At 39.6% G+C, this 22,138-nt stretch carries 23 protein-coding genes; 5 read left to right on the top strand and 18 right to left on the bottom strand.

The window, feature by feature from the left end; genetic code table 11:
• Positions 1-15: 15 nt before the first annotated feature.
• The 9 genes from KVY11_RS00515 to nudC form a co-directional block, all read right to left on the bottom strand.
• Complete coding sequence (locus KVY11_RS00515) at positions 16-1,338, bottom strand: HAMP domain-containing sensor histidine kinase (RefSeq protein WP_218288193.1); 1,323 nt, start codon at positions 1,336-1,338, stop codon at positions 16-18.
• A 35-nt stretch (positions 1,339-1,373) separates the two neighbouring features.
• Positions 1,374-2,423, bottom strand: a complete 1,050-nt coding sequence (locus KVY11_RS00520) for a cyclopropane-fatty-acyl-phospholipid synthase family protein (protein ID WP_218287646.1) — start codon at positions 2,421-2,423, stop codon at positions 1,374-1,376.
• An 8-nt stretch (positions 2,424-2,431) separates the two neighbouring features.
• A complete protein-coding gene (locus KVY11_RS00525; protein ID WP_218287648.1) occupies positions 2,432-3,211 on the bottom strand; it encodes a DUF1295 domain-containing protein in 780 nt (259 codons plus the stop codon).
• Between the two features lie 24 nt (positions 3,212-3,235).
• Positions 3,236-4,441: a cyclopropane-fatty-acyl-phospholipid synthase family protein gene (locus KVY11_RS00530; protein WP_004981573.1), complete on the bottom strand. Its 1,206-nt coding sequence runs from the start codon at positions 4,439-4,441 to the stop codon at positions 3,236-3,238.
• Positions 4,438-5,226 (bottom strand): DUF1365 domain-containing protein, encoded by a 789-nt coding sequence (locus tag KVY11_RS00535; RefSeq protein WP_218287649.1) that lies wholly within the window; start codon positions 5,224-5,226, stop codon positions 4,438-4,440. Before KVY11_RS00535 ends, KVY11_RS00530 begins: the two co-directional genes overlap by 4 nt.
• A gap of 9 nt (positions 5,227-5,235) precedes the next feature.
• Positions 5,236-6,519 carry an NAD(P)/FAD-dependent oxidoreductase gene (locus KVY11_RS00540; protein ID WP_218287650.1) on the bottom strand — a complete coding sequence of 428 codons (1,284 nt, stop codon included), beginning with the start codon at positions 6,517-6,519 and terminating at the stop codon, positions 5,236-5,238.
• Positions 6,516-7,502 carry an acyl-CoA desaturase gene (locus tag KVY11_RS00545; RefSeq protein ID WP_168158503.1) on the bottom strand — a complete coding sequence of 329 codons (987 nt, stop codon included), beginning with the start codon at positions 7,500-7,502 and terminating at the stop codon, positions 6,516-6,518. The genes KVY11_RS00540 and KVY11_RS00545 overlap by 4 nt, the downstream gene beginning before the upstream one ends.
• 134 nt (positions 7,503-7,636) lie before the next feature.
• Complete coding sequence (locus tag KVY11_RS00550; RefSeq protein WP_004981577.1) at positions 7,637-8,185, bottom strand: lipocalin family protein; 549 nt, start codon at positions 8,183-8,185, stop codon at positions 7,637-7,639.
• A 169-nt stretch (positions 8,186-8,354) separates the two neighbouring features.
• Entirely contained in the window at positions 8,355-9,128 is a 774-nt protein-coding gene (gene nudC / locus KVY11_RS00555; protein ID WP_218287655.1) for an NAD(+) diphosphatase, read from the bottom strand.
• 382 nt (positions 9,129-9,510) lie between these two features.
• Between nudC and KVY11_RS00560 the strand changes: the two genes are divergently transcribed.
• Both KVY11_RS00560 and KVY11_RS00565 read left to right on the top strand, forming a co-directional pair.
• On the top strand, positions 9,511-11,034 hold the full coding sequence (locus KVY11_RS00560) for a cryptochrome/photolyase family protein (RefSeq protein WP_218288194.1): 1,524 nt from the start codon (positions 9,511-9,513) through the stop codon (positions 11,032-11,034).
• A 3-nt stretch (positions 11,035-11,037) separates the two neighbouring features.
• Positions 11,038-11,172, top strand: coding sequence for a DUF2256 domain-containing protein (locus KVY11_RS00565; protein ID WP_080632296.1), 135 nt, complete (start codon positions 11,038-11,040; stop codon positions 11,170-11,172).
• A gap of 14 nt (positions 11,173-11,186) precedes the next feature.
• On the opposite strand, the gene KVY11_RS00570 is transcribed toward KVY11_RS00565, so the two are convergent.
• From KVY11_RS00570 to KVY11_RS00580, 3 genes are all read right to left on the bottom strand, one after another.
• Positions 11,187-11,441, bottom strand: coding sequence for a TIGR03643 family protein (locus tag KVY11_RS00570; RefSeq protein WP_058952279.1), 255 nt, complete (start codon positions 11,439-11,441; stop codon positions 11,187-11,189).
• A 179-nt stretch (positions 11,442-11,620) separates the two neighbouring features.
• Positions 11,621-12,022 carry a hydroxyisourate hydrolase gene (gene uraH / locus KVY11_RS00575; protein ID WP_004981585.1) on the bottom strand — a complete coding sequence of 134 codons (402 nt, stop codon included), beginning with the start codon at positions 12,020-12,022 and terminating at the stop codon, positions 11,621-11,623.
• 10 nt (positions 12,023-12,032) lie between these two features.
• Positions 12,033-12,521 carry a heme-binding protein gene (locus KVY11_RS00580; protein ID WP_218287656.1) on the bottom strand — a complete coding sequence of 163 codons (489 nt, stop codon included), beginning with the start codon at positions 12,519-12,521 and terminating at the stop codon, positions 12,033-12,035.
• Between the two features lie 105 nt (positions 12,522-12,626).
• On the opposite strand from KVY11_RS00580, the gene KVY11_RS00585 reads away from it, so the two are divergent.
• Both KVY11_RS00585 and KVY11_RS00590 read left to right on the top strand, forming a co-directional pair.
• Positions 12,627-13,298 carry a heavy metal response regulator transcription factor gene (locus KVY11_RS00585; RefSeq protein ID WP_218288195.1) on the top strand — a complete coding sequence of 224 codons (672 nt, stop codon included), beginning with the start codon at positions 12,627-12,629 and terminating at the stop codon, positions 13,296-13,298.
• Entirely contained in the window at positions 13,298-14,674 is a 1,377-nt protein-coding gene (locus tag KVY11_RS00590) for a heavy metal sensor histidine kinase (protein ID WP_218287657.1), read from the top strand. Before KVY11_RS00585 ends, KVY11_RS00590 begins: the two co-directional genes overlap by 1 nt.
• Before the next feature lie 55 nt (positions 14,675-14,729).
• On the opposite strand, the gene KVY11_RS00595 is transcribed toward KVY11_RS00590, so the two are convergent.
• Positions 14,730-15,677: a sensor domain-containing diguanylate cyclase gene (locus KVY11_RS00595; RefSeq protein ID WP_218287658.1), complete on the bottom strand. Its 948-nt coding sequence runs from the start codon at positions 15,675-15,677 to the stop codon at positions 14,730-14,732.
• 246 nt (positions 15,678-15,923) lie between these two features.
• Between KVY11_RS00595 and KVY11_RS00600 the strand changes: the two genes are divergently transcribed.
• On the top strand, positions 15,924-18,494 hold the full coding sequence (locus KVY11_RS00600; RefSeq protein ID WP_218287660.1) for an EAL domain-containing protein: 2,571 nt from the start codon (positions 15,924-15,926) through the stop codon (positions 18,492-18,494).
• A gap of 766 nt (positions 18,495-19,260) precedes the next feature.
• On the opposite strand, the gene KVY11_RS00605 is transcribed toward KVY11_RS00600, so the two are convergent.
• From KVY11_RS00605 to KVY11_RS00625, 5 genes are all read right to left on the bottom strand, one after another.
• Positions 19,261-19,488, bottom strand: coding sequence for a hypothetical protein (locus KVY11_RS00605; protein WP_004981635.1), 228 nt, complete (start codon positions 19,486-19,488; stop codon positions 19,261-19,263).
• A gap of 216 nt (positions 19,489-19,704) precedes the next feature.
• Positions 19,705-19,890, bottom strand: coding sequence for a zf-HC2 domain-containing protein (locus KVY11_RS00610; RefSeq protein WP_218287661.1), 186 nt, complete (start codon positions 19,888-19,890; stop codon positions 19,705-19,707).
• A complete protein-coding gene (locus tag KVY11_RS00615) occupies positions 19,884-20,504 on the bottom strand; it encodes an RNA polymerase factor sigma-70 (RefSeq protein ID WP_218287662.1) in 621 nt (206 codons plus the stop codon). The genes KVY11_RS00610 and KVY11_RS00615 overlap by 7 nt, the downstream gene beginning before the upstream one ends.
• Positions 20,501-21,259 (bottom strand): DUF2063 domain-containing protein, encoded by a 759-nt coding sequence (locus KVY11_RS00620; protein ID WP_218287663.1) that lies wholly within the window; start codon positions 21,257-21,259, stop codon positions 20,501-20,503. Before KVY11_RS00620 ends, KVY11_RS00615 begins: the two co-directional genes overlap by 4 nt.
• The gene (locus tag KVY11_RS00625; protein WP_218287665.1) at positions 21,210-22,070 is read right to left on the bottom strand and encodes a DUF692 domain-containing protein; all 861 of its coding nucleotides are present in this window, start codon (positions 22,068-22,070) and stop codon (positions 21,210-21,212) included. Before KVY11_RS00625 ends, KVY11_RS00620 begins: the two co-directional genes overlap by 50 nt.
• Between the last annotated feature and the right edge of the window lie 68 nt (positions 22,071-22,138).

Below are 22,138 nucleotides of genomic sequence, written 5' to 3' on the forward strand. Positions count from 1 at the left end.
TCTAGAAGCCCAGCCTTAATTTAAATACACGACGACAATCAGTCCAGTCGTCATCGCCAGATCAACATCCTGATGGGTATTGAGATAATACTGCCGATCAAACAATTCCACTCGCCAGCTAAGCTGCTTGCACAACTTCTGTACCAATTGCAGTCCAATGCCATGACCTTTGATCTCTAACTGCAATTGCTGCCCCGACAGTTCTTGCACCTTTGAGTTATTCGGTAAAGGAATGCCGACACCATTATCTGCAATCAATACTGTATTTTTTTGCAAAATGACATCAATTTCTGTGCCTTGTGAATAATTCAGTGCATTCCTCAAAATATTGCCAAATACCATTTTGGTCATCGACGGGTAAAGTTTACGTGGCTGTTCGTTTAGATCTTTTTGAAAATTTATCCGCATGCCTTTGTTATGGCTAACACTATCCAGATCCTGAACTACATTTTCCAGACATTCAGAAAGCATAGTCGATTCAGCGGTTAAAGTATTGGTGGTATTGCGGGCGATAGCCAGTAGTGTGTCAACTAATAGTTGCATGTCTTCAATGGTGTTGTTCAAGCGAGTAAATGATTTATTGTCCCCATAGCGTGCCTGACACAACTGCACATTGCCTTTTAAGATGGTAAGTGGTGTGCGAAGCTCATGACTGACATCACCAGTAAATTCACGTTCACGCTGAATAAACTCGCTTAATACCTGATGATATTTTTCTAGCGCTTGCTTCAGATATTCCGCTTCCAGATTTGAATCAGTCCGGATGTCATGAAACGGTGAAGCCTGATTTTTATAATCTTCCCAATCAATATGTTCCAGTGCGTTGGCAAGCCTGGTAATGGGAGAAAAATAGCGTCGGGCACGACGGTTCCACCACCATAACATACTATAAAGTACAAACAAGCTGACCATCAGTGGTGCCAGACCAAACAGCCAGACCAGTTTATTGACATTGCTTTCACCAAAGACTAACAGGACATGCTGCCCATCTTTTTCGCCATAAACGGTCATGCGTTCCTTACCATCGACAAAATGCCGATTCACCCCTTGCTCAAGTGACATATTCTTAAATTGGGAGGGAGACACAGTATTCCAGCGGTAACCATACAGGTTTTTGGTATCGGGCAATTCTGCGGCAGGATTACGTTCTAATCGCTGCCAGTAGTGTGACATTTCCTGTTCTAGCGCCGTTCTGAGCAAAGAACCTTTAATCACCCAGGCACTGAAGCCAATCCCAATCACCACAGACAAGGCAATGAATCCGATTTGCAGCCAGTAGTAGCGGTTAAACACCTCACCCAGAGGATGATCACGTTTGTCCCTAAATAGCTTTAACATTGATGCATTCCCCGCTGGCCAATCCCACTGTTCAATTATACGGCTTTCTTCTTTAACAGAAAGTGGCCAATGACCCACTCGCGTCCATGGTCATAACCAAATAGCTCGGCACAGGCCATAAAGAAAATCCGCCAGCGCTGCCACCAGATTGCGGCATCCGCGCCATAAGTTTTTTCAAATAAGGGCTTTAGCTCGGCCTGTTTACCATCCATATTTTCTAGCCAAGCATTTGCGGTACGTTCATACTGCGTGCCCGCCCATTGCCAGTGCTGTTCTAGCTGTAAATGCTGCTGAAAATGTAGGAAAGTTGAGGCTGCTGGCATCAAACCACCACTAAAGAAATATTGCGACATCCAGTCAAACTCATTTTTGACTTCAAACGGATAATGCAAGAAACGATGACAGAAAATATGACACCACAATAAGCCATCTGGTTTGAGCCAAATACTAATATTTTCAAACAGTTTTTGATAGTTGCGTACATGCTCAAACATCTCCACCGATACCACACGGTCAAATGACGCAGGTTCAAGTTGCAACACATTGACATCACAAGTGATCACATTAAGGTTATCCAGTTTTTTTAAACGGGCTTGTTCCTGAATATACTCGCGCTGCGTTGAAGAATTTGACACGACTGTAATACGGGCCGTTGGATAATGCTCGGCCATATATAGACTTAAAGAACCCCAACCGCAGCCAATTTCCAAAATATCCTGCCCGTCTTTCAGTTGTGCTCGCTGGCAATAGCATGCAAGGGCAGCTTCTTCGGCTTGGTCTAGCGTCATATCGGCATGTTCAAATAGACTCGCGCTATATTTCAAACGCTTACCGAGTACTGCCTGAAAAAATGCGGTCGGCAGTTCATAATGCTGCTCATTGGCTTTGTCTGTCTCAATGGCAATTTCGCTGCTTTTCAGCATGGTCAGCACATCCATATAGCGCTGCGCTGCCAATGCGGGATTAAACCGACCTTCTTGTGCCAAACGTTTTTTGCTCAAGATTTTAATACCAGCACGAATCACTGGGTCTGGCACCTTGCCATTTTCGATCAGTTCTAAAGATTTTTGAATCATAAAGTCCATGTATTTACCTACTCTTTGGGTGGCCACGGAATAAACATTGAAGTTCGTCGTTGATAGTCTTTATAGTTGTCACCACGGTGGGTGAGGGCCTGTTTTTCACTAAATGGAATACCCGTAAGGTAGTACAGGAATAGCCACATCAGCAGCGGATAAATCCATAATTCATAGCATCCTGCTGCCAGACCGAGCACTGGATAGGCAAACCAATGCAGCCATTCAAAAAAATAATTCGGATGGCGTGAGTATTTCCACAAGCCCTGATCCATGGTTTTACCTTGATTCTGTGCATCTAGCTTAAAACGGTAAAGTTGCTGATCGGCAGTGCTTTCGCCTATCAAAGCAGATAGCATGATCATGCCCGCCACAATCACAGTGACCAAAGTCCAGTCATTCCATTGCTGGGTCGAGATACTTAACAACTTCAGCATTGGGTAAGAAAACAGTAGAGCCAAACCTGCCTGAAATATAAAAAACACCAGAAAACCAAGATGCTGATAATCCCCCATCGCTCGGCGCATGTTGGCATAACGCGTGTCTTCTTGGGTCTCATTGGAATAGCGCCGGAACAGATGCCAAGTCAGCCGTGAAAACCAGATCCCACTCGCCAGTCCCAGAAATAACCGAACCAACATCGGTGCACTGTCAATCGCCCAAGCGGCAATAATCACATTAAGGACAATACTGAAACTCCAAGCGACATCGACCAGCCCTGCTCTGCGGTTATAGGTCACCAACACCCAGCTACAGAGCATGATGAAGACATTGAGCAAAAATAAATCTATCAGCATGTCGCCCTCCTGTTTTATTTCTGCTTAGTAAGCACTGGCTTCAAACAGCAAATGAACATCACTGATCACACCTTCCCTAAAACCACCTTCGCAATAACACAGATAAAAATCCCACATACGTATAAAACGCTCATCAAAATCAAGTTGCAGTACTTGATCACGCTGCTCCAGAAAACGCTGGCGCCAACACTTGAGGGTTTGTGCATAGCTTTGACCAATATCTTCCAGATGTTTGAGACGAAGTTTTTGCTCAGAAGCCGTTTGCGTCATCACACTGATACATGGAATAAAACTACCAGGGAAAATATAACGCTTAATGTAATCCACTGTATTTAAAGCTTTAACATAGCGTGCATCTTCAATCGTAATCGCCTGTATCAGGGCTAGACCATTCGGCTTGAGGAGCTCGCGGCATTTTCGGAAATAAGTTGGTAAATATTGCTCACCAACTGCTTCAATCATTTCAATGGACACCAATTTGTCGTATTTACCCTCGAGTAAACGGTAGTCCTGAAGCTGTACAGACACCCGATGAGACAGCCCTGCTTCAGCAACTCGGGCGAGTGCTTCATCGTACTGAGCTTTGGAAATGGTAATGGTGGTCACCTTACAGCCATAATGCTGAGCCGCATAAATGGCAAAGCCTCCCCAGCCGCTGCCAATTTCAACCAAATGGTCCATCGGTTGCAATTGAAGTTTTTGGCAGATCAGTTCTTTTTTATAATCTGAAGCTTGTTCCAAGCTCATACAGGGTTCTTTAAACACCGCACTGGAATACATCATGCTGGAATCTAAGAACAATTTAAAAAAATCATTGCTCAAGTCATAATGCTCAGCAATATTCTGACGACTACCATCAATCGAATTCTTGCGGGATTTATACCAAGCCTTGAGTACCAACTGGCTGGCTTTTGCCACTACATTTTGATTCATCCGATCAAGCACATCACGATTACGTGCTAGAATACGAATTACGTTGACCAGATCTTCACTGCTCCAGTAACCACGAATAAAGCCTTCTGCTGCCCCCAGTACACCATTACGGAACAGCAAATCGATAAGGCGTTGGTCGTGAACTTGAATTACTGCATGCAAGTCACTGTAATTTTCCCCGACCAGACCATTCCAGATACCTTTAAATATTAGCTGACCATGACGCAATTTCAGCATATGGCGTAGGACTATCGGCAGTTCGGTATGCTCTCCCATTAACAGTGTTTTCATAGTCATGTCTTTCCTTTTTCTTTTTTAGGATGCCGATAAAACGGAATTTTCTTTTTCCATAAGCGCAAAGCATGTAGATAAATCCCGCTCACCATCCTAAAGGGCTCAAGAACTTTTAATACAGCATATCGATGTTGCTGTGAAGGAAGTGTGATGGCTTGTAGCTTAAATTTCATCGTGGCATCAAATTGCAATATTTCTTGTTCAAACAGCTGCATGTGAATCACATTTTGCTGTTCTGAAAAGCTAAAACGCCAACGATAATCCAGTGACATCGGCATGAATGGTGACACATGAAAGGCCTTTTTAAAGTCAAACTGGTGGCTCTGGTAAGGCGTATGTTTAGTTACATTGTGCCGACAATCGTGAATGTACACCTGACGTTCATTCCACGGTGTATTGGTGATTTCACTCAGTATAAAAATCAGTTGATCGGTCGTATCAAAGATCAAATAAAACACCACAGAATTAAAACGAAAACCCAGTGTGCGTGGTAAAGCCAGTACACGAATAGATGCAGCATGTGGTAAATGATAGTTTTCGTGCTTGATCAGTAACCGTGCAACTTTCTGCCGAATCGAGCCATATTCCATGTTCAGAAAGTCACGTTCATCCAAGGTCAATAAATTCCAGCGACTAGAAGACCAGAACCAAGATTTTTGGGTAAAATTTGCCAGTTGATCCGGATCAAAGCATAAATAGCTAAGCCTCACCTCAAAAGCATGTGATTTGGGCAAATAGCGACGATGGCGAATTTCGGTAGAAGCGATAGCCAGTGGATACATTTGCATTCTGTACTCCTAAGCCGCTTGCTCAGTGTGTTGCAGCAACTGATTTACAACCCATGAAGCACTACGCGCTCCATCTTCATGAAAGCCCCAGCCCCAGTAGGCACCACAGTATGACGTCCGGTTCTGACCATTAACCTCAGCCCAACGTTGTTGTGCCTCAATCGCGGCAGCATCAAATACTGGATGACGGTAATATCGTTCTACCCATATTTTTTTCGGATCGAGGTTAAAGTTAGGATTGAGTGTGGCAAAGATTTGGGTTTTACAATTCAGGTTTTGCAACTGGTTCATCCAGTAACTGAAACCATAATGCATACCACTATGCTGGAATGGAGTTGATTCGGTTGCACGACTAGGTGTCACATGTACATGCCAGCTGGCCCATTGGTGTCTGGATTTGGGCATGATATGAGTATCGGAATGCACCACCATATGGTTATCCTGATAGCGAAACTTGCCAAGTACTTCCCGCTCTTGCGCTGACGGGTCTGTAAGTAAATTCAAGCTATCATCAGCATGGCTGGCAAAAATGACCCAGTCAAAACGTTCACTGCCCTGTCCAGTTTCAATCACTACATCATTGGCACTACGGGATACATGAAGCACACCTGTCTTGCGGAAAGTCATATTTGATTGGGCCTGAATGGCACGAACATAACGAGCTGATCCACCCTTGACCGTAAGCCACGAAGGTCGCTCTTTCAGCTGCAACATACGATGGTGCTGAAAAAAGCTCACCACAAATTTATACGGAATCTGTCCAGCTTGCTCTACTGGACAGGACCATAGCGCCCCGCACATCGGATAGAGATGTTCCTGACGAAAGGCTTCGGAATAGTCATGTCGATTGAGATATGCATCAATACTGAGCTGTGCATCGACCTGTTGAATATCAATATCTTTATTCGCCGCATAGAAACGGAACAGATCCGACAACATCACGCGAAAATCAGCGTTAAAGAAGTTTTGCGGTCGGAACAACAGCGAGAATTTTTTTGAAGGATTGTACTGCAAGCCAGTGACTTGATTGTTGACCGAAAAGCCCATGTCACTGCTTTGCGATTGAATCCCGAGTTCTTTGAGCATTGCACAGAACAGTGGATAGTTATGCTCATTAAATACAATAAAGCCACTGTCCACCGCGACCTGTTCGCCATCTATATTCAACTGATGGGTATCGGTATGGCCGCCAAAGTAATTATTCTTTTCAAAGACGGTAACGTCATGCACTTTACCTAATTTCCAAGCCGCATACAAACCGGAAATACCTGAACCAATAATCGCAATTTTCATGGTGATTCCTTCGAATGAATAGTAGGAGCGCCTGTTTTGGCTACTTTTCTCTGTTTTCGAGCTTGTGCAATTTTACTGACGTCATAGACCCGCGCTGGAATTGGCTTTAAACCCCAGACTATCCCAAGCCAAGACATAATTTTTAGGAGGTAATAGGTCACATCAATCTGCCACCAGTAAAAGCCCTGTCGGGTACTGCCTGCATAATAATGGTGATTGTTGTGCCAGCCTTCGCCCAAAGTAATGATAGACAAGAATAAATTGTTGCGGCTTTGATCATCAGTGTCAAAATCACGGCTACCGTAATGATGCGCCAGTGAATTGATACATAAGGTCGCATGGATCAGCAACACGGTGGACACCACAAATCCCCAGACTAGTAATTGCAAGCCGGAAGTCCCCAGTTGCGGCCAAGCTATTGCCAGCCATTCTCCTAGCACATAAATCCCACCCGCGGTCAACAGCACCACAATTAGACTAAACCGATCTAGCCAGATTAATTCCGGATATTTCAGCCAGTCTTTGATGACTTCTTTACGCGTGGCAAAGTTATATTCATTCAGAAACCAACCCACATGGCTATACCAAAAACCGTGAGTAGATGAATGCGGGTCTTGTGAAGAATCTGTATAGCGGTGGTGATAACGATGATGGGCTGCCCACCATAAGGGGCCACGCTGTGCACTCATGGTGCCTAGTAATACAAATAGGAACTGCACTGGACGCGAGGTCTGAAAGGTTTTATGCGATAAATAGCGATGAAAAAAAGCCGTAATGGAAAACATACGAATCAGGTAGAACAGCAGCATAAAGCCCACTGCAAACCACGACACTCCCACCCAGAACACTGCTAGACAAGCCAGATGCAACAGAATAAAGGGTAAAATCCGCTGCCACTGAATCTTGCTGTTTTCAGCCGTCAGTGTTTCGGGCGCTGTGGGTGTGGACCAGCTGTCTATCCATCGCATCAGAGTTTTCAACATGGACTCATCCTACTTTCGAGCGATTGTATTTATTCTATTTGATGAGTGTAATCAGTCAGGTATGAATTTTATGTGAAGTAAATAAAAAAACCGAACTGTTGAGAGATTTATCAGTTCGGCAAAAGATTAGCAGATTAATGAGGCAATTTGATAAGTTTTGTCACGTCATAGCCATAATCTTTCGCAGTGTCTATATATGACTGATAAGTTGCTTCATCTAGTTGCGGTTCACGTGACAAAATCCATAGGTATTTATTACTTGGGCCACCCACGAGTGCCACTTTATATTCTGGGTCTACTCGTAATACCCAGTAATGACCTTTAGTAAAGGGTATCCATCTTAAACCTTTAGGTAAAAAGCTGACCTTCAGTTTGCTGTTCCCCTGATTTTGCGAATACGCAACACCTTCAGAGCTAATTATCTCGCCATTGGCAATTCGGCAGCTATTCAATACCCCGATAGTTTGATCGGCATTGACGCTATATTGTGCCGTGATATTAGCTATACATTTACGCTGAAAATACATCGGTAAATGCGCAATTTCATACCATTTACCGGCATACTTCTGTATATCTACCCGATCTACTGCCTGAGGCGCAGCAGTTTCTGCTTGAGTCGTTGTATTTAAGCTGATGATAGACAGTGCTATCGCTGCAAAAGCAGACTTAAATCGCATCTTCATTTTTTAGCCTTGTTGGTTCTCAGGATTAAGATAACCCAGCTAGATGTGAACAAAGCGTGAAGATCAAATGATGCGATTCAGTTTCTCCAGATCAGGAAATGCCATCTGAATATTCACTACCTAATGCGTTATTGCAGTTTATTTGAGAGACCCAAACAAGATTACTTTTTCAAAGCCATTTTTTGTTGTCATCTGCAACAGGCGTTCCATGTATCACATGCTGAATCATGGTATAGGCTATACTGCCCTTAAACGGAATCTCGGGTAACTGATCAAATTTAAAAAATTGCGCATCGCTGAGTTCATTTTCTTGAATCTGAATTTCCCCTCCCTGATATTCTGCCTTGAAGGCCATCATCAGATTGCTGGGAAACGGCCACGGCTGACTGGCTAGATATTGAATATTTTTGATTTGTAGTCCCACCTCTTCCAGCGTTTCACGGCTTACTGCCTCTTCCAGAGTTTCTCCAACTTCAACAAAGCCTGCAATCAGGCTGTACATCTGGGTTTTGTTGCGAGCATTTTTTGCCAGCAGAATTTCATCTGTACCTCGGGTAATGATGGTAATCACACAGGGATTCACCCGCGGATACTGGTTATAGCCACAGGATGGACAGATCATGGCATACTGGCTGACATGCTGCTGGGTGGCGTGACCGCATTTACTACAAAAGCGGTGGTTACGGCGCCATTCCAGTAACTGTACCGCACGGCTGGCCTGTTCAAACTGCGGTCTGCTCCAGACTTGCACCAGTTGCCGGATTGGAACCAGCTGATAACCTTCCGGCACCGGTTCGTCTTCTTTCAGGTCACGAGCAATGATCTCGCAATTTTCCGACAGGTTTAGGTCGTGCTGCAGTCTTTCTACCTGCGGCAACTGAAAATGCTCATCCACTAGTAATTGCTGCTGTCTAAAAATATACGCTTTTGAATGCATGCTCATGACAATTCCCTGATTAAAAAAATCCCATACAGAGGGGTGTATGGGACAAAACTAAGGAAGCTCACATGGAGTAACTTCAAGCCAGATACTAGGCGTGAGCTACTTGAATTACAACCATAATAATTTGTATCTTTTTGATTAAAATCACATAATTTTCACACTACTCATGTATTAAGAAATCAAGTAAAGCGAGTTTCATCAACTGGCTTTAGCATTTAGGGATGAATATTTTGTTATAGCAGTACTCATAATTTCTGTGCGATGTCAGCGGGCCATCTGGTCGAGTTGGATTGATTCAACATGCAGAATGATCTTTATTTTCACAAAAAATTGAACTGTCTTGACTTACACTGCGCTATATTTTATAGGGTCTGGAATGGCTATGCGTTTCGGTTTAATTCTGGGTGACCAGCTTCATCATCAGCTTGCTACGCTCAAAGCGCTAGATCGTATCAGGGATGTGATCCTGATGGCCGAAGTTGTTGAGGAAGCCACTTATGTCGCCCATCATCCGCAGAAAATTGCCCTGATTTTTAGCGCCATGCGTCATTTTGCCAAAGAACTCAAAGCAGAAGGCTGGCGTGTACGTTACCATGCTTTTAAATCTGATAGTCCGATTCGTAGCCTGCTGGATTTCGTAGAGTCACAGCAGCAACTCTTACCAGTCACAGAACTGGTCATTACTCACTGCGGGGAATATCGTTTACAGCAGCAGATTGAACAGTATTGGAGCCAGCAGCTGCAATTGCCAGTACAATGCCTGAATGATGAACGTTTTTTCTGTAGTCCGGAGCAGTTCCGGCACTGGGCCAGCCGCTACCAGACACTGCGTATGGAATATTTTTACCGGGAAATGCGCAAGCAGACCGGTTACTTGATGCAAGGACAGCAGCCGTTTGGAGAACAGTGGAACTATGACAGCGCCAATCGTAAGGCCTGGACTGGCAATCCCCCTTTGCCTGCACCACTTCACTTTGAACACGATCAGATTGATCTGGATGTGCTTGAATTGGTTGAACGTGAATTTTCCCGTCACTCTGGCAGCCTTGACAACTTCCGCTGGGGCACCACACGTAGCAATGCTCTGCTTGCACTGGAGCATTTCATTACCCACAGTTTGCCACATTTTGGCGATTATCAAGATGCCATGGTTCAAGACTCAGACAGGCTGTTTCACAGCCTGCTCTCACCTTATCTGAACTGTGGTCTGCTACTACCTAAAGAAGTCTGTGATGCGGCAGAAGCTGCATACCATGCCGGTCATGCACCACTGAATGCAGTGGAAGGCTTTATCCGACAAATTCTCGGCTGGCGCGAATATGTTCGCGGAATTTACTGGCTGTACATGCCAGAATATGCCAGCCGCAATGCACTGCAGCACTCAGCACCATTGCCACAATTTTACTGGACTGGCCGTACTCGGATGAACTGTATGGCTGAGTGTTTCCGTAATACTTTTCAGCATGCCTATGCACATCATATCCAGCGTTTGATGGTGACTGGAAATTTTGCCTTATTAACTGGTGTAGACCCGCAGCAGATCAGCGAGTGGTATCTGGCAGTCTATGCCGATGCCTATGAATGGGTAGAACTACCGAACACGCTGGGTATGGTGATGCATGCCGATAGCGGCTTGATGGCCAGCAAACCCTATGCGGCCTCGGGCAATTACATCCATAAGATGTCCGATTACTGTAAGCACTGTAGCTACAATGTCAAAACTCGCACCGAGCTAGATAGCTGTCCGTTCAATAGCCTGTACTGGTATTTTATGATCCGAAATGAGGCTAAATTTCGTACTCATCCACGTATGGGCATGATCTATCGACAGCTAGATAAACTTAAAGATCGGCATCAGATTATCAGCCATGCCCAGCAACTTCTTAGCCAGATCAATGAGTTATAAACGATGAAAAAACAGCATCTCCCTGAAAAAATCTGTATCCACTGTTTGCGCCCTTTTACTTGGCGCAAGAAATGGTACCGCTGCTGGGAGGAAGTACAATATTGTTCTGAACGATGTAAACGTGAGTCCAGACGGTAATCAAAATCAAACACTTAGAAACGCTTGTATTGGCGTGAACAATAGGCCCGTATCACATCAGGTAAACGCAGCTGCAGATGCTTGGTTTTTCGGCCTGTCACACGTGCACGCCACATTTTAAAGCTACTGGGTTTCATATTTTGCCGCATCAAGCGGATCACTGCCGCTTCGTTCAAACCAAACTCACATTGAATGGCTTCAAATGGGGTTCGATCCTCCCAGGCCATTTCGATAATTCTGGATAAGTCTTCTTCAGAAAATTGATTCATGCCATTCTCATTTTAATTACTATGAAGCTTCAATAAGTTCTATCAACTCATTTACATAAATTGAGTCAACTTTAATTCAACTAAAAGCATAATAATACGATCATGAATTTTTTGTGATTTTCTCTAGTTTACGGACTAAACACAAATAATAGGGCTAGTTAGACTAGCCCTTTTAAATCTTAGTTGCCTCTATAAGTCGAATATCCATAAGGACTTAGAAGTAGAGGAATATGATAATGGCTGACACTTCCATCTACCTTAAAAATTACAGGAACTTCAGGAAAGAAGGTATCTTGCTTATTTTTTTTAAACCAGTCCTCGGTTTTAAAGGTAACTTTATAAATACCAGCTTCAAGCTTCTGATTTTCAGGAAACAATCCAGTAATACGGCCATTAGGGCCAGTATATTGCTGATTTAATTTCACCCATTTATTCCCGGTACTTTTTTCGAGTACCACCTCGACTTGAGCGGAAGGCAGACCATTTTCTAGATTCAACACATGCACACTTAAGGGGTTAGTTTGTGCAAAAGTCATTGAGGTCAACAATAGTGTTGAGAGTGGCAATAATTTTTTAAACATGATGGATTCCTTAAGGATTGAAAATAGACTTAACAGCTGTTTCAGCGCAGTAATGGTCATTTTTTGCGCCCCCTGCTCCGGCAACGCCAATGGCGCCGACCACTTGACTCTCATAACGCACAGGTACGCCGCCACCTAACAATAGTAAATTTGATAAAGTGGTTAAATTTTTTGCATCCTTATTTTCATGGGCATTTTGACTTAACAACATGGTCGCCATTTTGGTGGATAAAGCGGTATAGGCTTTCTTTTCGGCTGCGCCCAAATTATGTGGCCCGACAGTTTCATGTCTCTTTGACATCAAGGTATTCCCTCCCCGATCGACCACCACCACGGCAATATTGTGCTGTATTTTTTGACATACGGTCATAGCAGCATCAATAAGAGTTTGTGCTGTCTGAGAATCAAGTGAATAAACTTGATTCAATTGAACGGATTGTGCAAAAGTACTGCTACTCATCAGCATTACTGTTGCAATAAGCCCTTTGAGTTTGTTCATCATGATTGCCCTGAATTAAGTTTTAAAAATCTTATACAATCTGAATGATTTAGATGATGACAATCACATTACAAAGTTGTCATCTTCAAAATGAGCCTGAACAAAATGTGTATTCTAATTATCGAAGATGAAGTTAAAATCGCCTCATATCTGGTTAAAGGGTTAAATGAATCTGGCTATGAGGCGGAATGTGTCCATTCAGGGCTAGAAGGCTTGGAAAAGTTAAAAATGCATGCATATAGTCTGGTCATATTAGATGTGATGTTGCCCGATATAGATGGCTGGGCAGTCCTGAAAGTATTGCGACAATTTTCTAAGATTCCAGTAATTTTTCTTACCGCAAAAGACCAAGTGATTGATCGGGTCAAAGGTTTGGAACTAGGTGCCGATGATTATCTAGCCAAGCCTTTTTCTTATATTGAATTACTGGCCCGAATTAAAAGTCTACTTAGACGTCAGCAGTATGTAGAGGAAAATCAATTAGAAATTGCAAATTTAAAATTGGATTTAATCCATCATAAAGTCTGGCGTAACCAACAGCCTATAGAACTCAGTAAAAAAGAATTCAATCTTTTGCGCTTTTTACTTCGCCATCCGAATGAAATTATTACGCGCAGGCAAATAGCGTCTGAAGTCTGGCAGATCAATTTTGATACCGATACTAATTTTATTGATGTGGCTGTGCGGCGTTTACGCAGTAAAATTGATGAGGGACATGATATAAAGTTAATTCATACTGTTCGCGGTTTGGGCTATAAAATTTCGGTAGACAAATAATGTTTAACCCCATTCGTTCGCTAGAACTACGATTAACACTACTGGCTACCACTTGTGCTGCGATGGTTCTGTGTACTGTGGCGTTGATGACTTATTTTGGCATCAACCAGATTCTAATTGCACAGCAAGATCGGGCTTTGATTGAACGTATTGAACGTCTGGAAATTTTATTGCAGGACAGTCGCAATATTGAGCAGATTATCGCGCAGCCGAAGCTGTATCAAAATATGCTCGGCAATCAGGACAATCTATTTGTATTGCTTAAAGGGAATCAGGCTCTGATCAACATTAATCCTCTTGGCATTCCACTGCCTGAATTTATCCACCAGCCTCAGATTCAATTCCGTGATTTATCAGCTTATGCTTATCCCACCCGTATTGCATGGAAAACTATTCAAATTAATCGACAACCCTATCTATTAATTGCAGGCAAGCAGTGGTCGGAACGTTTAGCGATTATCTCGCCTTTTAAAAAACGTCTTTTTATCTATGTGTTTAGCGGCATTCTAGCCATTTTCATACTTTGCGCGATTGCCAGCCGTTTCGGATTGAACGCATTAAGAACACTACGCAAACAAACTCATGCTATTAGTATTCACAAACTTGAACAGAGACTTAATCTGAATCATCCTCCTCAAGAGATCGAACAACTAGCCTCCGATATTAACGCCATGCTTGGCCGTATTGAACTAGGATATAGCCAACTGAATCGTTTTTCCGAAGACATTGCTCATGAATTCAGAACACCTTTGAATAATTTAATCGGGCAAACCGAAATTTTACTCATGAGTGAACGTAGTCCCGCACAGTATCAGGAACTCTTGATTTCCAACTTAGAGGACTATCAGCGTTTAAAACGAATGATTGACAGCATGTTATTTCTAGCACGCGCAGATGCGCACAAAGTTTGCTTAAACAAACAGAAGATTCAACTTCAATCATTTATAGAAGATATATTCAGTATTTTCGAGTATCAAGCCGAAGAACAACTCTGCAATTTTGTTTTAAGTCTTGAAGCGACTGAGTTATCGGCAGATCCTGAACTGTTACAACAAGCGTTGTATAATCTGATATCAAATGCGCTCGTTCACGGCGGCAATCACCGAACTATTTATGTACTTAGCCACCGAAAGATCATTAATAATATGCAGATGATTACATTATCTGTAATCACCAGTGGTTTGGAAGTTGCCCCTGAGCATTTGCCTCATCTCTTTGAGCGTTTTTATCAGTGCAATTCCAGCAGACAAAGTCCTCATCAAACGGGTGGTTTAGGCCTATCGATTGTTGCATCCATTTTAACGCTTCATCAGGGAATGTATCAGGCAGTCAATAGCGCAAAAGGTATATGCTTTGAATTGTGTTTTCCTAAATAGTCTTAAATTTAAATGTATGTATTACGACATCAGTACATTAAATATTTACGTTATATTAAAAAATTAATTTAGACTTTAATTTTTTCTTATGCATATACATTTTTTTATCAGCTTGTTCTGCTGCAAATAGTAAACCTTTATTTGGAACTCTCATTGAAAAACCAATAGCTATACTAATATCAACCTCACAAAAAGCATCTAGAATTCTTTTTAAAAGAATTTCAGCCCCTACTGAGTTGTTTTCCATACTTAATATTACAAATTCATCTCCACCTAATCTAGCAACAATATCATTACTGCGCACAGTATTCACAAGCACATTTGCAACACACTGTATTAAATGATCGCCAGCCGAATGCCCCAAACTATCATTAACTTTTTTTAAATCATTTATATCAATAAAAAAAATTGCTGCTGGATGACCATACCGTTTACATCGCTCTTCTTCCTTTTCTAAGAATTCTTCCCAAGCTCTTCTATTGTATAAACCAGTCAAATCATCTTTAAATACTTTTTTTCTTAAACTTTTAAACTCATTAATATGCTTAAATTGACGTAATTCAGCTTGAAGTATTCTACTAAGTAAATCTCCTAATAATTCTATTATAGCTATATCTTGACTTATATTTTCAGATTTTGTTTGAGGATGAATAGCACATAATGTTCCAAATAAGCTACCATCCTCATTGGTTATAGGTTGGCCAATATAAGATTTAATACTTACCTGATTATTAATTGGTGCACTTGCATATAGTTCAATTTTTTCTGAGGCAGGAGCAATTTTTGGACCATTTCCTTTAACCATATGGCAACAAAATGAATCAGCCCATTTGAAAACTTGACCTGGTTTAATATGGTATCCATGGTCTTCTGTTTGCAATACTATCCAATCATCACCTTCTACCCGAGTAATCATACATAAGTCAAATCCAAACCTCTGATGTAAAAAATTTAAAATTTCTCTTCCTGCATCTTCAAAATTTTTAAACTTTTGTTTATTCATTAAAGTAGTCCTTGGTTGTATATTAGCCATCTCTCGGTGAAAATTTTGATCCTAAACATACATTCTTATATCAAAATTAAAAAATATATAAAAGCAGCTAAATCAATATACACAAAAAAAACATATTTTTCATAAAGTTGTTTTTACTTTTCAATGTTTTTCAATATAGACTATTGATACTTAAATTAAATAAAAAATTAATTTTATTTCGCATAAAATGTATTGAAGCCAAGGAGGGTCTGAAAAGTGAAGAGTGATCTTAGAAAGCTAAATATTGAGTATGTTTTAAATTCTATTGATAAAAGTACAGATCTTCAACTTATACTTAACTCGATATGTTCTTGGCTTGAATCAAATATTACAGATGCATTAGTCACAATTATGCTTTATTCAGAAGTGGAGCAAACATTAACACTTGTAAATGGGGAACATCACTTTTCTTCTAAATATTGTCGTTCAATCAGTCCTTTAAAAGTTAAGGATAAGAATGGATCTTGTGGTACAGCTGCTTTTTCTAGAAAAACTATTATTAGTCGTAATTTGATACTTGATCCAAATTGGAAAAACTATTTAGAGTTTGTTAGAGAAGAAAATATTATTAGTTGTTGGTCTGTGCCTATTATAAGTGCTAAAGGTATCTTATATGGAACTTTTGGCACCTACTATCGTGAAGAGAAGACGCCCAGATCAGAGCACTTTGAACTTATAAATCAAGCGGTATCATTAATTGCGTTAGCAATTGAAAGAGAAAATGAATACAAACAGAGACTAGCTATTAATGAAAAATATAGCTCTTTTTATACGCATCATCCTGATTTAATTATTGAAATTGACCTTAATGGTTATATTTTAAATTCAAATATTACTTGTAATAAAATTCTTGGATTCTCAGAAAAACAGATATTAGGAAAACATTTTTGGACTTTTATACCAACTAGATATCATAAACTTATTAACTTAGCATTTAAAGATGCATTAAAAGGTATTGCTAAACATTATAAAATTCCTGCATATCATTCTTCTGGCAAACTCATTTGGCTTGATCTTACAAATTTACCCATTATTCAAAATCAAAAAATCACTGGTGTATTTGCCATCGCACGTGATATTTCTACACGTTTAAAAAATGAAGAAAGCCTGCGCTTATTAAAGCGCGGGGTAGATGCGAGTCCAAATGGAATCTTCATAACTGACATCTCTGATAATTTAGAAATAGTTTTTGTTAACCCCTCATTTACATCTATAACTGGATATAGCCCAGAAGATATTTTAGGCAAAAGTTATAACTTCTTGTCAGGACCTGAAACTGATTTAATTCAGGTAGAAAAGATCAAAACAGGAATAAAAGAACTAAAAGAAACAACAGTGAAATTAAAAAAGTACCGTAGAAATGGAACTTGGTTTTGGTGTCGTTTAATGTTTGGGCCTGTATTCGATCAAAATAATATTTGTACTCACTTCTTAGGTAATATTGAAGATATAACTGAGGATGAAAAGAACAGAAGTTATATTAAATATCAACATACCCGTGACTCAATCACTGGTTTGCCAAATCAGAGAACATTTGATAAATTTTTAGAAAAAGAATTTGAACAACAAAATCAATCTCCAGCTAGTCTGGCATTATTTTACATTGATCTTGATGATTTTAGATCTATGAATGAAAGTCTAGGCTATTTGATCGGTGATAAAATAATTAGAGATATCGGCTCACGTTTACAGGACTTATTAAAAAAAGATGGTTTACTGGGTCGATATATTGAAGATAAGTTTATTTTATTAGTAAAAAATTCTAAAAATCATAACCAATTAGTTACTTTGGCAGAAAGTATACTTGACCTTATTTCTCAAAACTTTCAGATTGAAAATAAAACTCTACATTTAACAGCTAGCATTGGAATTGCCGTAAGAAACTCTAATACTCGATATGCTTCAGAGCTGTTATATGAATCCATGAATGCCCTGAAAGAAGCAAAAAAACAAGGAAGAAACACGTGGTATTTATATAAAAGAGATCCAAACAAATTTTTCCCAGAGAAAGATTATGCTCTTTTGCGATTAGAACTTATGACTGCACTAAAGGAAAAACAATTTAGATTATTTTATCAACCTTTGGTGGATCCACGAACAGGAAAAGTTCACAGTGTAGAAGCACTGATTCGCTGGCATCATCCTCAAAAAGGCTTTATTTTTCCTGATACTTTCATTCCATTAGCCGAAAGAACTGGTCAAATTGTCGCAATTGGTCAGTGGGTTCTTGAACAAGCGTGTTTTGATATTTCCCATATAAATGGAAAAAATAACGCTACAATTTCGGTCTCTGTCAATATTTCTCCCCTACAATTCGGTCGCAGTAATTTCCTTAGTTGCTTGGAAAGTGTACTGATTAAAAGTAAACTACCAGCTAATCTTCTTAAAATTGAAATTACAGAAGGCGTGATTATTAATGGTGCAGATAGAGCAATTGAGATATTGAAGTCAGTTCGTGAGCTAGGAGTAAAAGTTTCAATTGATGATTTTGGAACAGGTTATTCAAGTCTTAGATATTTACGTCGATTACCAATTAATCAAATTAAATTAGATCGTGAGTTTATAGATAATTTGACAAATAATTCTCAAGATGCATCTATAGTTCAATCTATAATTCATTTAGCTCATCAGCTTAATCTTGAGGTTGTTGCAGAAGGAGTAGAAACACTAGAACAAGCAAAAATACTTCATTATCAAAATTGTGATCTCTTGCAAGGATATTTTTACACGAAGCCAGTTGAACTGAATAACCTAATTTTTAAATACTACTCACTAGAAGAATGTTAAATTGTAGATTTTAGCTAAAAGTTAAAATCTACAAATAATGTTACTTCAAAACTAAAACTTATTAAGTAATAAAGCAATATCTATAAGCGGTTCAGTTCCTATAGTAGATGCTATTACATTCGGTGTTCCATCGATGCTAATAGCAGGTTTGCACGATTATCGCTAATTATGTACTGATATCAATTCGATATAAAAACGAAGGTCCTGCTGTTAGACTGGCGATAGAAGCAAAAAGCATAACCATTGTTACCACCAACGGTATAAAAACCATTATTTAATCCTAAACTAACACCCAACCCACCAATTGGGTTCAGTACTCCAGTATTGAATTCACAGAGCTAGAAGCCAATCATATTAAAACAGTCATAATCACTATCAAGTGATCAAAGTAAAAAACCCTCCTAGATTTATGGGGGCTTTTACATTAAAGCTATTCGTTGGTTAATAACGTGATTTCAGCAGGTGTATAACCACGCTCATAAAGGATGCTGCAAATGGCTGCTCTAAGATTTTGGCAGCTAGATTTTTGAATTTTTTTGAGTAAGTCCAAATCACTATAACTACTTAAGTTATATTTCATCTCAAGAACTTTTGAATTTGGTGTTGAATAAAAGGAATGTAAGAACTTACGTATTCGGGAGCGCATATAGAGCAAAAAAAAATAATGGATTATTATCTTATCGAATTTTTTCACAGTAGAAAAGTGGGTACACTTAATTTTAATATTGCACTTAGACTTCAAAATTGTTTATTCAAGTAGATGATTTTACTCAAAGTGAAGCTGGTATTCATCCGTAGTAATTTTGATTTTTAAACGCTTATATTTTCTTTTCGTCGCACTTAACGCTGAATTGGTCACTTCTGCATGAAACTTAGGATCATTCATTAACTCATGAAATAGCTTATATCCCATCAATACTTTACTGATCTTTTTATTTTCTTTCAGTGTATTTTCAATTATTTGGTCTAAATCACTTACAGAAAAGTTATACATACCGCTCTCTTCACAACGCAAATTCGACTAATAAATGTACAAAATGATCACAAATAAAGAAACTGATATAAAATATTTTCCTTTAAAAAAAAATAGATTTTATAAAACAAGCATAAGCATTCACGTACAAATTCTCAAACTCGAATTAATAGTTCTTTTACATTACTCAAATCAACTTAGCCTGAGGACTTTGTATTTGGAAACAGCAGACACGATCTACTTACCTTCATCAAAATTTTTAAACTCTTTGGAAAGCTGACTAAGTGTTTTGACTTGCTTTCCATAACGACGACATGAACGGCATGCCAATAAATGAATTTGTAAATTAGTCTGTTCTAGAAACAGAAGTGGCCTGTCTAATCTTTCAGATAATAATTGGGTGGCTTGGCGACACGTTAGCATGAGCAATCCTCCTTCAATAACCATTTATTTTCTAAGCATTCACGTAATCTTGTTCGACTTCTATACATAAGTACATTTAAGTTAGTAACAGTAATTCCGAGCTTTTCACAAATTTCATCTGAACTCAGTTCAATCATTTCTCTAAGCATAAAAACTTGTGCATATTTGGCTGGTAAGTGATTCAAACAGGCATTAAAAATGATCCAAAAATCTTGTTGCTCCAACATCTCTTCTGGACTAGGCCAAGCTTGAGGTGCTTCATATTTATGCCAATGTCCGAACGCATCAAATAACGCATCTGTACTTAATTCGCTTTCCTCATCATTAAACAACTCACTCATCGTCATCAAACGAGATTTTTGTCGAATTAAATCAATAATTTTGTTTTTTAAAATAGCAAACACCCATGTTTTAAAAGCTGCCCGCCCAGTAAAAGAATCAATATGTTGGTATGCACTGGCTAATGCTTCTTGAACAGCATCTTCAGCAAGTTGAAATGAGGACAATTGTAAAATGGCAAACTTCAACATTTGTTGTCTTAGGTCGATTAAAAAGGCTGGGCTTTGCAGTTGTTGTAATATTCCCTCATCTCTATTTGCTGGCTCTGCGCTCATCCCTTTTCCTCATCATTGTTATTGGGAGCATCTAACAATTTCAATCGAGTTAATAACACTTTTAACTCATAGACCTGTATTTGGATCTGGGTGTTAGAAAAATCAGGGAATGTCGCTTTTATTAAATTTTTAATGTCTTGTTCAACTAACTCTTGTTGATTGAGTTGTTCAATGACCACTGCAAATAAAGCAGATAAGGTTTCTATGCAGATATAATCTTGATCATTTCGCCATACCATGATGACACTCGGCATATGCTCAATTTCAGAAATGCTCATACGTGACGACCATTGATAGACTGGATATTGATAAACGAGCACCCAGACTTGGGTTTTTAATTGCCATTTATCCTGCAAAGTCACCTTTTTTTTTGCAATTTCAATGGTATCTAAATAGAGTTCAAGCCACTCATACTGTAAGAGCTCAGCTAACCAAGGATATTCTTTTAAAATAGGATGCTGACAGTCTGTAAGATACTCTCTAAATTGTAGGGAAATATCATTATAAAACGGTGAATCGCATTGCGCTTTTTGAAAGAATTCATTTAATAGCTTTTGCCACTTTAACTCAGGCAAGATTGCTCGAGTTACTGGGTAAACCAAGTTAATAAAAGAACAAACATTATTAAAAAGTAAATCTCGATAAATCTGCATTCTTTCCGCAGGAAGTATTTTCGGCAATTCAGATTGAGGAGAACGAATCCAGTTACAAAACTGCTGCTGCGTCGCTTGGAAAGATAATTGCTCTGTTTTCATTACCACCCTCCTGCTGCATTATTGTAATTCTAGTCATTTCATCTTGTAATACTTGCCATGATGGAATATTAAAATCACGCTCAAGTAAGGTTGGCTTTACGCCACAGACTTGATAAGTGTGTTGCAATAATTGCCAAACAGAATCACACACTTCTGCGCCATGCGTATCAATCAATAGATCTTGTTCAACTTGTTCATGTCCAGCAATATGTATATAACGAATCCGCTCTTTTGGCATTGCTCGAATAAAAGCGTAGCCATCACTGCCATGATTTATACTGTTTACATAGACATTATTCACATCAAGTAGTAATTCACAGTCAGCTTGCTGAAGTACTTCAGAAACAAAATCGGCTTCACTCATCTCAGCATTTGGCATTAAATAGGTTGAGACATTTTCAACCACCAACCTTTTTCCTAAAATATCTTGGACACGTAAAATACGTTCAGCCACATATTTGACCGCAGCCTCTGTCATTGGAATCGGCATCAAGTCGTATAAGTAGCCCCTATCATGGGTATAGCTTAAATGTTCAGAATAAATCGGGGCATGATAATCTGCTAAGAAACTTTTAATCTGTTGAATAAATTCAATATTGAGCGGATGAGGTCCTCCAATCGATAAAGATAGTCCATGACATATTAAAGGTGCTTTTTCTACGCATCGAGCTAATAGTTTTGCATGTCGACCACCAAAACCCATCCAATTTTCAGGTGCAATCTCTATAAAGTCCGGAGCTTTTTCAGCACTAAGAAATTCATCTATAAAATCTCTTCTTATTCCAAGTCCTACACCAGCTAAATCAACCATAGCGATACTCCAATTTTGGAAATGATGTCGACTATGTGATCCATAGCGACATCATCTTCTAACTGATT

This window comes from Acinetobacter sp. CWB-G5, from assembly GCF_019209785.1.
Classification (GTDB): Bacteria; Pseudomonadota; Gammaproteobacteria; order Pseudomonadales; family Moraxellaceae; genus Acinetobacter; species Acinetobacter johnsonii.